Annotated in this window: 10 protein-coding genes; 8 read left to right on the forward strand and 2 right to left on the reverse strand. The window is 72.6% G+C overall.

Annotated elements, in window-relative coordinates:
• Position 1: 1 nt before the first annotated feature.
• Genes hppD through ACTWNK_RS24145 form a run of 3 tightly spaced genes read left to right on the forward strand, consistent with a single transcriptional unit; the run spans position 2 to position 4,469 of the window.
• Positions 2 to 2,068: a 4-hydroxyphenylpyruvate dioxygenase gene (gene hppD / locus ACTWNK_RS24135; protein WP_474306751.1), complete on the forward strand. Its 2,067-nt coding sequence runs from the start codon at positions 2 to 4 to the stop codon at positions 2,066 to 2,068.
• The gene (locus ACTWNK_RS24140) at positions 2,065 to 3,180 is read left to right on the forward strand and encodes an alpha-hydroxy acid oxidase (RefSeq protein ID WP_474306752.1); all 1,116 of its coding nucleotides are present in this window, start codon (positions 2,065 to 2,067) and stop codon (positions 3,178 to 3,180) included. The genes hppD and ACTWNK_RS24140 overlap by 4 nt, the downstream gene beginning before the upstream one ends.
• Positions 3,177 to 4,469 carry an aminotransferase-like domain-containing protein gene (locus tag ACTWNK_RS24145; protein WP_474306753.1) on the forward strand — a complete coding sequence of 431 codons (1,293 nt, stop codon included), beginning with the start codon at positions 3,177 to 3,179 and terminating at the stop codon, positions 4,467 to 4,469. Before ACTWNK_RS24140 ends, ACTWNK_RS24145 begins: the two co-directional genes overlap by 4 nt.
• Positions 4,470 to 4,480: 11 nt before the next feature.
• Here ACTWNK_RS24145 and ACTWNK_RS24150 read toward each other — a convergent pair whose 3' ends face one another.
• Positions 4,481 to 6,811 carry a phosphoketolase family protein gene (locus tag ACTWNK_RS24150; RefSeq protein ID WP_474306754.1) on the reverse strand — a complete coding sequence of 777 codons (2,331 nt, stop codon included), beginning with the start codon at positions 6,809 to 6,811 and terminating at the stop codon, positions 4,481 to 4,483.
• 267 nt (positions 6,812 to 7,078) lie between these two features.
• On the opposite strand from ACTWNK_RS24150, the gene ACTWNK_RS24155 reads away from it, so the two are divergent.
• The 3 genes from ACTWNK_RS24155 to ACTWNK_RS24165 all read left to right on the forward strand — a co-directional run bounded on the left by ACTWNK_RS24155 (position 7,079) and on the right by ACTWNK_RS24165 (position 9,632).
• A complete protein-coding gene (locus tag ACTWNK_RS24155; protein WP_474306755.1) occupies positions 7,079 to 7,498 on the forward strand; it encodes a pyridoxamine 5'-phosphate oxidase family protein in 420 nt (139 codons plus the stop codon).
• A 110-nt stretch (positions 7,499 to 7,608) separates the two neighbouring features.
• Positions 7,609 to 8,031, forward strand: coding sequence for a universal stress protein (locus tag ACTWNK_RS24160; RefSeq protein ID WP_474306756.1), 423 nt, complete (start codon positions 7,609 to 7,611; stop codon positions 8,029 to 8,031).
• Positions 8,032 to 8,111: 80 nt separating this feature from the next.
• Complete coding sequence (locus ACTWNK_RS24165; protein WP_474306757.1) at positions 8,112 to 9,632, forward strand: hypothetical protein; 1,521 nt, start codon at positions 8,112 to 8,114, stop codon at positions 9,630 to 9,632.
• Here the strand turns inward: ACTWNK_RS24165 and ACTWNK_RS24170 are convergent.
• Entirely contained in the window at positions 9,577 to 10,932 is a 1,356-nt protein-coding gene (locus tag ACTWNK_RS24170; RefSeq protein ID WP_474306758.1) for an aminotransferase-like domain-containing protein, read from the reverse strand. The genes ACTWNK_RS24165 and ACTWNK_RS24170 overlap by 56 nt on opposite strands.
• 76 nt (positions 10,933 to 11,008) lie before the next feature.
• Here ACTWNK_RS24170 and ACTWNK_RS24175 point away from each other — a divergent pair, with 76 nt between their 5' ends.
• Positions 11,009 to 11,797, forward strand: coding sequence for an alpha/beta fold hydrolase (locus ACTWNK_RS24175; protein ID WP_474306759.1), 789 nt, complete (start codon positions 11,009 to 11,011; stop codon positions 11,795 to 11,797).
• A complete protein-coding gene (locus ACTWNK_RS24180; protein WP_474306760.1) occupies positions 11,794 to 12,540 on the forward strand; it encodes an SDR family NAD(P)-dependent oxidoreductase in 747 nt (248 codons plus the stop codon). Before ACTWNK_RS24175 ends, ACTWNK_RS24180 begins: the two co-directional genes overlap by 4 nt.
• The last annotated feature ends 27 nt before the right edge of the window (positions 12,541 to 12,567 follow it).

A 12,567-nucleotide genomic window follows, 5' to 3' on the forward strand; every position in this document is an offset into this window, starting at 1 on the left:
CATGAGACATCTCCTGGCGCAGAACGAGAATCCCTTCGGCCCCCTGCCCGCCGTACGCGCGGCCCTGGCGCGGGCGGTCGACGAGCTCAACCGCTATCCCGAGTTCAGGCCGGTCTCGCTGCCGAACGTGATCGCCGGCTGGCAGGGCGTCGAGGCGGGGCAGGTCATCGTGGGCACCGGCTCGGCCGGGGTCGCGCACGACCTGTTCCGCGGGCTGCTACGGCCCGGCGACGCCGTCGTGCACAGCGATCCCTGCTTCGACGTCTACCCGATGCTGTGTGCGATGGCGCAGGCCGAGTCGGTGCCCGTGCCGCTCGGCGGCGACGCCAGGCACGACCTGGCGGGCATGGCCGAGCGGATCGGCGAGCGCACCCGGCTGATCGTGCTGTGCAATCCGCACAACCCGACCGGCACCGTCTACACCTGGGAGGAGCTCACCGCCTTCTTCGCCCGGGTGCCGTCGTCGGTGGTGATCCTGCTGGACGAGGCCTACATCGACTTCGCGCCCGGCATCGGCGCGCCGGACGTCGCCACGCGGCTGGCGGACTGGCCCAACCTGGTGGTGCTGCGTACCTTCTCCAAGTCGCACGGCCTGGCGGCGCTGCGCATCGGCTATGCGATGGCCGCCACCGGGATCGTCGAGCGTGTGGTGCCGCACCAAGTGCCGTACACGCCCGGCCAGCTCCAGCTCGCCGCCGTGCGGGCCGCGATCGGCGCCGACGACGAGGTACGGCGGCGCATCGCGGAGATCTCGGCGCAGCGCGAGCGGCTGCGTGCCGCGCTGGTCGGGCTCGGCTGGTCGGTCACGCGCAGCCGTACCAACTTCCTGTGGGTCACTGCGGGCGACCCGGCCAGGCTCGACCTGGCCCGCGCCGCGTTCGAGCGGCACGACATCGCGGCCCGCTTCTACCCCGGGCGCGCCATCCGGCTGGCCGTCGGCGACGCCGCGGCGAACGACGCGGTGATCGCCGCGCTGTCCACCCTGGAGAACGAGGGACCCATGCCTGTCGACGTCACGCTTGACCACATCGAGTTCTATGTCGGCGACCTCGGCGCGCAGGTGGCGCGGCTCATCGGCGCCTACGGCTTCGAGCTGCTGATCCCGCCGAGCCCGAGGGCCGGGTGCGAGGAGCAGATCTCCGCGCTGGTCGGGCAGAACGGCATCAGGATGCTGCTCACCCAGCCGCTGGCCGCCACCCACCCGGGCCGGGCCTATCTGGCCAGGCACGGTGACGGCGTGGCCACGATCGCGCTGCGCGTGGCCGACGCCGAGGCCGTGCACACCGAACTCGTCGAACGCGGCGCCGACGGACTGGCGGCGCCGCACGCGCAGGACGGGTGCGTGCTCGCCTCGGTGTCGGCGTTCGGCGACGTCGTGCACACGCTGCTGCAGCGCGATCCCGGCACGCCGCAGGGCCGCATCCCCGGGCTGCCCGACCCGCTGTCGTGCACGGGCTCGGGACAGGTCGGACTGCGGCGCATCGACCACTTCGCGGTGTGCCTGCCGCTCGGCGACCTGGACAAGACGGTGCGCCGCTACAACGAGGTGTTCGGCTTCGCGACCATCTTCGAGGAGCGGATCGAGATCGGCGCGCTCGGCATGGACTCGGCCGTCGTGCAGAGCGCCGACAGGACGGTGACGTTCACCCTGATCGAGCCGCTGCCCGGCCGTTCGGGCGGGCAGATCGCCGGCTTCGTCGCCGATCACGGCGGGGCGGGCGTGCAGCACGTCGCCTTCGACTCGCGTGACATCGTCGCCACCGTCGCCGCGATGGCCGAGCGCGGTGTCGGCTTCCTGTCCGCGCCCGCCGCCTACTTCGACCGGTTGCTCGACCGGCTCACCCCGATGTGTCACACCCTCGAACAGCTGCGGAACCTGGACCTGCTGGCCGACCAGGACCACGACGGCCAGCTGTACCAGATCTTCGCCAGGTCCGAGCACGAGCGCGGCACGTTCTTCTTCGAGGTGATCGAGCGGGCCAAGGCCAGGACGTTCGGCAGCAACAACGTCCGCGCCCTGTACGAGGCCGTCGAGCAGCAGAACAGGTCCGGCGGAGCCCCGGCATGACGCAGCTCGCCGTGACGGACTTCGCCGACGAGGCGAGAGCCGCCCTGCAGCCCCAGATCTGGGACTGGCTCGAAGGCGGCGCCGAACGCGAGTGGACGGTAGCGGGCAACAGGGCGGCGCTCGACCGCGTCGCCCTGGTCCCCCGCGTCCTGGCCGACGTCTCGCACTGCGACACCAAGACGACGCTGGTGGCCAGCGGCTCCAGCCTGCCGTTCGCGGTCGCGCCCGTGGCCTACCACCGGCTGTTCCACCCCGACGGGGAGCTGGCCACGGCGCGGGCCGCCGCCTCGGCCGGTGTGCCGTTCACGGTGGGCACGCTGAGCAGCGTCGGCCTGGAGGAGCTGGCCGCCACCGGCGCGGTCCTGTGGTTCCAGCTCTACTGGCTGCGCGACCGTGGCCGCCTGCTCGACCTGGTACGGCGGGCCGAGGCGGCGGGCGTCGAGGTCCTGGTCGTCACCGTCGACGTGCCGTTCATGGGACGGCGGCTGCGCGATGCGGGCAACGGGATGGCCCTGCCGGACACGGTGACGGCCGCCCTGCTCGACGACGGGAGCACCGGCCGCGCCCACCGGGGCTCCCGGGACGCCTCCGCCATCGCCTCCCACACCGCCGATCTCTTCTCCCCCGCCGTGACCTGGGCCGACATCGCCTGGCTGCGTGCGCAGACCCGGCTGCCGCTGCTGCTCAAGGGCGTGCTCGACCCGGGTGACGCCGTGCGCGCCGCCGCCGAGGGTGCGCAGGGGGTGGTCGTCTCCAACCACGGTGGCCGCCAGCTCGACCAGGCCGTTCCCGCGGCCTGCGCGCTGCCCGACGTGGCCGCCGCGGTGGCCGGGCTGCCCGCCTCGCGTTTCCAGGTGCTGCTGGACAGCGGTGTGCGCAGTGGGTGCGACATCCTGGCCGCGCTCGCCCTCGGCGCCTCCGGCGTGCTGGTCGGCAGGCCGCTCATGTGGGGGCTCGCGGCCGGGGGCGAGAGCGGCTGCGCGCGGGTGCTGGCGCTGCTGGCCACCGAACTGCGCACCGCGATGGGCCTGGCGGGCTGCCCCGATCTCGCCGCCGCCGCACGACTCGGCGTCGCCGCCATGCCGTACTTCACCGACAGGAAGCCACGATGACGACCCCGCGCACCGCTGTGCGACCCGACCTCGACCTGGCCGATCTGCACGGCTCGCTGACCGATCCGGCGATGAGCTCGATGAACCTGCTCAACGAGATCGCCATGCGCTTCCCCTCGGCGATCTCGTTCGCGGCCGGGCGTCCGGCGGAGGACTTCTTCGACCTGGCCGACGTGCACCGCCATCTCGACCGGTTCCACCGGCATCTGCGCACCGCCAAGGGCCTGACCGAGCCGGAGGCCAGACGGCTGGTGCTGCAGTACGGCCGGACGAAGGGGATCATCCACGACCTGGTCGCCGAGCACCTTCGCCTGGACGAGGGCATCGACGCGCCCGACGAGTCGATCGTGGTGACGGTCGGTTGCCAGGAGGCGATGTTCCTCGTGCTCAGGGCGCTGGCCGCCGGTCCGCGGGACGTGCTGCTGGCCGTTTCGCCGACCTATGTCGGCGTGACCGGCGCCGCGCTGCTGGCCGGGCTGCCGCTCTGGCCGGTACGCGGCGGCGACGACGGCGTCGACCTGGAGGACCTGCGCGCCCGGATCGGGGAGGCCAGGTCCCGTGGCCTGCGCCCGCGCGCCCTCTACCTGGTGCCCGACTGCGCCAATCCGACCGGCGTCAGCCTGCCGGAAAGCCTGCGGCACGAACTGCTGGTGCTGGCCGAGCAGCACGACCTGCTGCTGCTCGAGGACAACCCCTACGGCTTCTTCGGCGGCGGCGAGCCGATGCCCACCCTGAAGTCCATGGACACCGGCCGCCGCGTCGTCTACCTGGGCTCGTTCGCCAAGACCGCACTGCCGGGCGCCAGGGTCGGCTATGTCGTGGCCGACCAGACGCTCTCCGACGGCACGACGCTGGCCGACCGGCTGGCGATGATCAAGAGCATGACGACCGTGAACACCTCGCCGATCGCCCAGGCCGTCATCGGCGGCGCGCTGCTCGAACACGGGTGCAGCCTGCGCGCGGCCAACACCGGGCAGGCCGCGCTCTACCGGCGCAATCTGCGGCTCGTGCTGGACGGGCTGGCCGAGCGGTTCCCGCCGGGGTGCGGGGTGAGCTGGACCGAGCCGACCGGCGGGTTCTTCGTCGTGGTGAGCGTGCCGTTCGAGGTGGACGACGCGCTGCTGGAGCACTCGGCGGGCAGGCACGGCGTCATCTGGACGCCGATGTCGCACTTCTGCCCGGACGGCGGCGGGGACAGGCAGCTCAGGCTCTCGCTCAGCCAGATCACCCCGCAGAGCGCCGGGCCCGGGCTCGACCGGCTGGCCGCGATGATCGGGGAACGCCTCTGACCCCGGCGCGCTCACCCGTCCGGGTCGGCGGGGCGCCAGGTCCACTCGCGGATCTCGGCCGGGTCCTCGCCGTGCTCGCGGGTGTGGGCGCGGGCGCGCTGACGGGCGTCGCCCATCCGCTGGCGCAGGTGCGCGGCCGTCGACGCCAGGCCGGGCACCCGGTCGATGACGTCGATGACCAGGCGGTAGCGGTCGATGTCGTTGAGCATGGCCATGTCGAAGGGTGTGGTCGTGGTGCCCTCCTCCTTGTACCCGCGTACGTGCAGGTTGTCGTGGCCGGTGCGGCGGTAGGTGAGGCGGTGGATCAGCCAGGGGTAGCCGTGGAAGGTGAAGATGATCGGCCTGCCGGTCGTGAACAGCGTGTCGAACTCGGCGTCGGACATGCCGTGCGGGTGCTCCGAAGGCGGCTGCAGGCGCATGAGGTCGACGACGTTGACCACGCGCACTCTCAGCTGCGGCAGGTGCTCGCGCAGCAGGGCCGCCGCGGCGAGCGTCTCCAGGGTGGGCACGTCGCCCGCGCAGGCCAGCACCACGTCCGGCTCGGTCCCGGCGTCGCTGCTGGCCCACTCGACGATGCCGAGCCCCCTGGCGCAGTGCGCGAGCGCCTCCTGCATGGTGAACAGGTCGAGCACCGGCTGCTTGCCCGCGACGATCACATTGACGTAGTCGCGTGAGCGCAGGCAGTGGTCGGCCGTCGACAGCAGCGTGTTGGCGTCCGGCGGCAGGTAGACGCGGACGACCTCGGCCTTCTTGTTCATCACCACGTCGAGGAAGCCCGGGTCCTGGTGGCTGAAGCCGTTGTGGTCCTGCCGCCACACGTGCGAGGTCAGCAGGTAGTTCAGCGAGGCGACCGGACGCCGCCAGGCGATGTCGCGCGAGGTCTGCAGCCATTTGGCGTGCTGGTTGAACATCGCGTCGACGATGTGGATGAACGCCTCGTAGCAGGTGAACAGGCCGTGCCTGCCGGTCAGCAGATAGCCTTCGAGCCAGCCCTGGCACAGGTGCTCGCTGAGCACCTCCATCACCCTGCCGCCCGGCTCCAGGTGCTCGTCGGTGGGCAGCGTTTCGGCGTTCCAGGCCCGGCCGGTCGCCTCGAAGACGGCGTTCAGCCGGTTGGAGGCCGTCTCGTCCGGGCCCATCAGGCGGAAGGTGTGCGGGTTGGCCACGATGACGTCGCGCAGGAACGCGCCGAGCACCCGGGTGGGCTCGCTCGACTGCCGCGCGGGCGTCTTCACCTCGACGGCGTAGGAGCGGAAGTCCGGCAGGGCCAGTGGGCGCAGCAGCTCACCGCCGTTGGCGTGCGGGTTGGCACTCATCCGGCGTACGCCTTCGGGCACGGTCTGCCGGATCGCCGCCACCGGCCTGCCGTGCTCGTCGAACAGTTCGCCCGGCCGGTAGGAGCGCATCCACTCCTCCAGCATGGCCAGGTGCTCCGGGTTGTCCCGGACGCCGGACAGCGGCACCTGGTGCGCCCGCCACGTGCCCTCGACCGGCAGGCCGTCGACCTCCTTGGGCCCGGTCCAGCCCTTCGGCGAACGCAGGACGATCATGGGGAGGCGCTCGGCCCTGCCCTGCTTGTAGTCGGCGATCTGGTCGAAGACGGTGTCCAGGGTGGCGGCCATCAGGGCGTGCATGGCGTCCGGGTCGTCGCCGGAGACCACGTGCGGGCGGTAGCCGTACCCTTCGAGGAGGTTGAGCAGGTCGGGTTCCGGGATGCGGGCCAGGACGGCGGGGTTGGCGATCTTGTAGCCGTTGAGGTGCAGGATAGGCAGGACGACGCCGTCCCGGTAGGGGTCGAGGAACTTGTTGGCGTGCCAGCTCGCCGCCAGCGGGCCCGTCTCGGCCTCGCCGTCGCCGACCACGCAGGCCACGACCAGGCCCGGGTTGTCGAAGGCGGCCCCGTAGGCGTGGGTCAGCGCGTAGCCGAGCTCGCCGCCCTCGTGGATGGAGCCGGGCGTCTCGGGCGCGACGTGGCTGGGGATGCCGCCGGGGAAGGAGAACTGGCGAAACAGCCTGCGCATGCCGTCGGCGTCCTGGGTGATGTCCGGGTAGCGCTCGGTGTAGGAGCCTTCGAGCCAGGCGTGCGCGACCGCGGCCGGGCCGCCGTGTCCGGGGCCCGCGATGTAGATCATGTCCTGGTCGCGTTCGGCGATGATCCGGTTGAGATGGGCGAAGCAGAAGGTCAGGCCCGGCGTGGTGCCCCAGTGGCCGAGCAGCCGTGCCTTGATCTGCTCGGGCCGCAGGGGCTCGGTCAGCAGGGCGTTGTCCAGCAGGTAGATCTGCCCGACGGACAGGTAGTTCGCGGCACGCCAGTAGGCGTCGATCTTCTGGAGTGTGTCCATGGTGGTGAGCCTCGTCGGTGGTCGGCCGGGCCCAGTAGGGACCTTGGTCCCGGAGCACTGGGGCGAAGGGCGTGGTTCTGCGGTGTTGCTGTGTTGCGGTGTTGCGGTGCCGTGTGGTCGGGGACCGGGATGACCCGGCCCTTTGGTCCCGGGTCGCCATTGCCGGAAATGTCGCCGTCAAACACGACATGGGGCTCGATAGGCGGTTCGAAGGACGGGACTTTCGCCCCTGACGGCAGGGCCGGGCCCGGCGAGACGCTGGAGGGCATGAAGCTCGACTCAGCTGGACTCCAGATCCTCACGCGCCAGGAATGCCTGCGGCTCATGGCCACGGCCGTCATCGGGCGGATCGTCTTCACCGATCGGGCGCTGCCCGCCGTACAACCGGTGAACTTCGTCCTGGACGGCTCGGGCATCGTGATCCGTACGGCGGTCGGCTCCAAGCTCGCGGCGGCGGCCCGTGACGCGATCGTCGCGTTCGAGACCGACGAGTTCGACCCGGAGGCGCGCCGGGGCTGGTCGGTCACCGCCGTCGGTCCCGCCAGGAGCGTCGGCGACCCCGACGAGATCCGCCGTCTGGCCGCACTCCCGCTGACCACATGGACGCCCGGCAGCAGGGACCACTACATCGTCGTACGGATCGAGCACCTCACCGGACGCCTGGTTTCGTCTGGTTTCGCCGACTAGGGGACCAAAGACCGGGCGGAAGGAGCCCTCCGCCTCTGGGCACGCCGCCCGCGCCGCGCGATCGTGGGCCGGTCCCCCGCGCCTCCCGTCCACGAAACGGAGCTGGTCCCATGTCCTCGCACGGACGCGTCGTCGTCGGTCTCGACCGTTCCCCCGACTCGATCGCCGCCCTGCGCCGGGCCACCGACGAGGCGGTGTCACGCGGCGCCTGTCTCGATGTCGTGCACGTCGTGGCCGAGTCCGGGGGCGTCGCCGAGGCGATCACGATGGTGCATCAGCTGACCGGGACGTTCGTCGGCGACCTGGACGGCGCCGAGGTACGCATGCTCGTCATGGAGGGCGGCACGGCCGAGACCCTCATCGCCCATGCCGAGGACGCGGCCCTGCTGGTCGTCGGCGCCAGGTTCGAGCGCGGCCCCCTCGGCGGCTCCACCGTCGCCGCCGTCCTGGCGGCGCGACCCTGTCCCGTCATCGTGTGCGGCGCCGCCGACCTGGCCGGCCGCATGCGCTGGACGGTCGGCATCCCGGCCTAGGTGTTCCCTCGCGAGAGGCTGGGTATGCGGCTGGCTGGTGAGCCCGGAGGGCACGGCCGGGCGGCGAAGGGAGCGGCGACATGCCGGAAGACGCCCAGGCACGGTTACGCGCGCTCCTCGAAGGACTGCGCCGCGCCCGCACCCCCGGCGACGCCTTGACGGTGGCGCCCCGCACGCTCGCCCGCCTGTTCGACCCGAGCCCCGCCGAGCCCCTCCCGCCCTGGGAGTCGTACGTGCGCTTCCTGGACGGCGTGGGCGCGGGCGGGCAGGACAGGCAGGCCTGCTACGAGCTGTGGAAGCGGGCCTACCTCGACTCGCGGAGCGCGCCGAGGCCCAGGCCCGACGACGTGGCCGAGGTGCTGCGCGGCGAGGGGTACCTGCGGACGCTTCGCGGGCTCTACGACCAGGAGCGCTTCCCGCTGGTCACGCTCTTCGGCGTCACCGCCCCGATCTGCGTCTTCCCCGCTCCCCCGGCGCAATGGCACGACCTGGAGGCGTCGCTCGGCCCGGCGCCGTACGGCCTGCCCTTCCCCACCCGGCTTGAGCGTGACCCGTCGCGCTGGCCCGCGGACTACGACCCCAGGGCGTGGAGGCGCTACCGCGAGGAGGTGGACAAGGGCGAGAACGACCGGCGCTGGGACGGCCCGACCTGGGCGTTCGACCGTCTCACGCTCGGCGCGGACGGCGCTCCGCTGCTCGGCTGCGTGCCGGGGCGCTACTACCGCTCGCTCGCCACCAGCGAGTACCTCGACGAGGAGCTGATGCTCGCGCACCGGGGCCGCGCGGACGAGCCCGTCGGACTGGAGGAGCTCCCGCACCGGCGATGGCTGCACGAGCGGGCGGGCGGCGACGGCGTGGTGCTGGACGGCGGGGGCCGCAACGCGGCCGTCTCGGTCGCGACCACGCTGATGGTCGCCGACGGCGACGGGGGGTACCAGGTCATGCTCACGCCGCGTTCGGAGGACGTGGCGACGCACAGGTTCTTCAACCACGTCCTGCCCGCCGGGATCTTCCAGCCCTTCGACCACCCGGGCTCCTCCGCGCCCGGTCGTGCGTTCGTCGAGGCCGAGTTCAGCGTCAGGCGCACGTTCGCCCGCGAGTACATCGAGGAGCTGTACTCGGCCGAGGACCTCACCCAGCGCGACGGCCACGTGGTGGGCGAGCCCGAGCGGCAGCCCGAGATCATCCGGCTGAACGCCACGCCGGGCGCCGCCCTCTACTACACCGGCGTCTCGGTGAACCTGCTCACGCTGCGGCCCGAGATCTGCCTGCTCCTGCTCGTCACCGACCCCGGCTGGCCGGTCAGGGAGGCGGCGATCGCCGACGCGTCCGCGCCCGGCGGCGGCAGGCCGATGATGTACGGCTGGGAGATCGTGCAGCGCGAGCGCGACCTGCCGCCCGGCCGTTCGCTCGACCGGTGGCTCGCCCTCGACCACACCTTCGCCCCCGTCGCGCACGACAGCCTGCGGCCCGACCTGCTCGTGCCCAACGCGGCGGCGGCCATCAGCCTGGCCCTGCCGGTCGCCAGGGACCGCGCGCCCGGCCTCAGTCGGTCAGCGTGTCCTCCGGCGCCGTTCCGGCCAGCGCCGCGAGCGTCGTGAGCGCCTGGTCCAGCGCGGGCAGCGGCGGCGCGGCCAGGGCCAGCCTGACGGCGTCGGGGGTGTGGGCCGCGCCGAGCGTGAAGGCCGCGGCGGGCGTGACGGCGATCCCCCTGCGGGCCGCGGCGGCCACGAACGTCTCGGCACGCCACGGTCTGGGCAGCCGCCACCAGCAGTGATAGGCGCCAGGGTCCGCCTCGATCGCGAAGGCGGCCAGCCTCTCGCGCATGAGCGCCTGCCTGTCCCGCGCGTCCTCGCCCTTGGCCAGCTGGATCCGCCCCACGGTGCCGTCGCCCATCAACCGGGTCACGGCGTCCAGCGCGTAGCTGGGGCACGACCAGCCCCCCGAGCGCAGCGCGGCGCCGAGCCGGTCGGTCAGCGCGGCGGGGCCGAGCACGAATCCCGCGCTCAGGCCGGGCGCCAGGCGCTTGGACAGGCTGTCCACCACGACGACGCGCTCGGGCGACAGCTGGGCCAGCGGCGCGAGCTCCGGGCGCAGGAAGGAGTAGACGGCGTCCTCGATCGCGTACAGGCCGAGCTCGTCGAGCAGGGCGGCGAGCTCGGCTCGGCGGTGCGGGGCCATCGTGATGCCCAGCGGGTTGTGCAGGACCGGCTGCAGGTAGAGCGCGTGCAGCGGGCCGCTCGTCCTGATCGCCTCCGGTGTGACGCCGTGCTCGTCCATGGCCAGGGGGACGAGTGTGACGCCGAGCCTGGCGGCCACGCCCTTGACGACCGGGTAGGTCATGGCCTCGACGCCGAGGCGTTCGCCCTGCCGTACCAGGGCGGTGATGGAGGCGGCGATCGCCTGCCTGCCGTTGCCCGCGAACAGGACGCGGGCCGGGTCGGGGCGCCATCCGGCGCGGGTGAGCAGGGCGGCGGCGGCCTCGCGGGCCTGTGGTGTGCCGGTCGCGACGGCGGGGCGCAGCGCGGCCTGCAGCACGTCCGGGCGGGTCATCGCGGTCAGGGCCGTCGCCATCAGCTCCGGCTGGCCCGGCAGGAAGGAGAAGTTGAGCTCCAGGTCGACCGGGGCGTCGGCGGGCTCGGCCAGGGCGGGCTCACCGCGCGGGCGGCCGGCGCGGACGAAGGTGCCCCTGCCGACCTCGCCGATCGCCAGGCCACGCCTGACCAGCTCGCCGTAGACGCGGGCGGCGGTGGAGTCGGCGATGCCGTGCTGCCTGGCGAAACGCCGTTGCGGGGGCAGCCGGTCGCCCGCGCGGAGCCTGCCGTCGGCGATCCGCGCGGCGAGCTCGTCGGCGATCTTGCGGTAGTCGTCCATCGCCATCCAATATTGCACCGAGAGCATTTCTCTTATTGCATTGACATATTGCTCTCCATAGCATCGAGGAGTCAAGCAGGCCAGGCACGTGAGGAGCCCCTTCATGACCATCGCGTACGACGACGAGGGCGACCCGGACGGCCCCGTCCTGGTGCTGGTGCACGGCCATCCGTTCGACCGGTCGATGTGGCGCCCGCAGATCACGCGCTTCGCCGCCGAGGGGCTGCGGGTGATCGCACCCGACCTTCGCGGGTACGGCCGGAGCCCGGTCGTGGCGGGCAAGACGCCGCTGGGCGACTTCGCGCGTGACATCGTGGGCCTGCTCGACCGGCTCGGCGTCGGCGACTTCGTACTCGGCGGGCTGTCCATGGGCGGGCAGATCGCCATGGAGATCCACACGCGGGTCCCCGGCCGCGTGCTCGGCCTGGTGCTCGCCGACACCTCGCCGTGGGCCGAGACGCCGCAGGGCAGGCAGGCGCGCAACGACCTGGCCGACCGGGTGCTGCGGGAGGGCATGCGGCCCTACGCCGAAGAGGTGCTGACCAAGATGGTGGCGCCCGCGAACGTCGAGCGGCTGCCCGACGTGGCCGCGCACGTGCTGGGCATGATGCTCGCCACCTCGCCGCAGGGCGCCGCCGCCGCGCTGCGGGGCCGGGCCGAGCGCCCCGACTACGCCGCCTCGCTCGGCGCGGCCACCGTGCCGGTCCTGGTCGTGGTGGGGGCGGACGACGAGTACACACCCGTCGCCGACGCACGGCGCATGCGCGCGCTGGTCCCGCATGCCGAACTCGCCGTCATCGACGGGGCCGGGCACATGCCCAATCTGGAACGCCCCGAGGCGTTCAACGACGCGCTCGGCGCCTTCCTCGCCGCCCTGCCGAAGGGCCGGTGAGCGCGGTGACGAAGAAGGTGCTCGTCACCGGTGCGAGCTCCGGCTTCGGCGCCGCGATCGTCCGCCGCTTCGCCGAGGACGGCGCCCACGTCGTCGCCTGCGCCCGCAGGGCCGACCGGCTCGACGCCCTGTCCGAGGAGTACGGCGACGCGGTCAGCCCGCTCGTCCTGGATGTGCGCGACGGCGCGGCCGTGGCCGGGGCGCTGGCCGGACTGCGCGTCGACGTGCTGGTGAACAATGCCGGGCTGGCCAAGGGCATGGAGCCCGCGCACCGCGCCGACCTCGCCGACTGGCAGGAGATGCTCGACACCAACTGCAAGGGCCTGCTGCACTGCACCAGGGCCGTCCTGCCCGCGATGGTGGCACGGGGAGGCGGCCATGTGGTCAACCTGGGCTCGGTCGCGGGCAGCTACCCCTACCCCGGGGGCAACGCCTACGGCGCGACGAAGGCGTTCGTCAGGCAGTTCAGCCTGAACCTGCGCAGCGACCTGCACGGCACCGGCGTCCGCGTCACCTGCGTCGAGCCCGGCATGGCAGGCTCGACCGAGTTCTCCACCGTGCGCTTCGACGGCGACGCCGACCGGGCCGCCGGAGTCTACGCGGGTATGCGGCCGTTGCAGCCGCACGACATCGCCGAGACCGTCCACTGGGTGGTGTCCCAGCCTCCGCACGTGAATGTCAACACGATCGAACTCATGCCGACCGCGCAGAGCTTCGCCCCCTTCGCGGTGCACAGAACCTAGGAATTCATCGATGCGTGCAACCTATCG

Source organism: Nonomuraea sp. IBHARD001 (genome assembly GCF_056106265.1).

Coding starts and splice junctions, on each gene's coding strand:
- hppD (WP_474306751.1), top strand. CDS start 2: ATGAGACATCTCCTGGCGCAGAACGAGAATCCCTTCGGCCCCCTGCCC.
- ACTWNK_RS24140 (WP_474306752.1), top strand. CDS start 2,065: ATGACGCAGCTCGCCGTGACGGACTTCGCCGACGAGGCGAGAGCCGCC.
- ACTWNK_RS24145 (WP_474306753.1), top strand. CDS start 3,177: ATGACGACCCCGCGCACCGCTGTGCGACCCGACCTCGACCTGGCCGAT.
- ACTWNK_RS24150 (WP_474306754.1), bottom strand. CDS start 6,811: ATGGACACACTCCAGAAGATCGACGCCTACTGGCGTGCCGCGAACTAC.
- ACTWNK_RS24155 (WP_474306755.1), top strand. CDS start 7,079: ATGAAGCTCGACTCAGCTGGACTCCAGATCCTCACGCGCCAGGAATGC.
- ACTWNK_RS24160 (WP_474306756.1), top strand. CDS start 7,609: ATGTCCTCGCACGGACGCGTCGTCGTCGGTCTCGACCGTTCCCCCGAC.
- ACTWNK_RS24165 (WP_474306757.1), top strand. CDS start 8,112: ATGCCGGAAGACGCCCAGGCACGGTTACGCGCGCTCCTCGAAGGACTG.
- ACTWNK_RS24170 (WP_474306758.1), bottom strand. CDS start 10,932: ATGCTCTCGGTGCAATATTGGATGGCGATGGACGACTACCGCAAGATC.
- ACTWNK_RS24175 (WP_474306759.1), top strand. CDS start 11,009: ATGACCATCGCGTACGACGACGAGGGCGACCCGGACGGCCCCGTCCTG.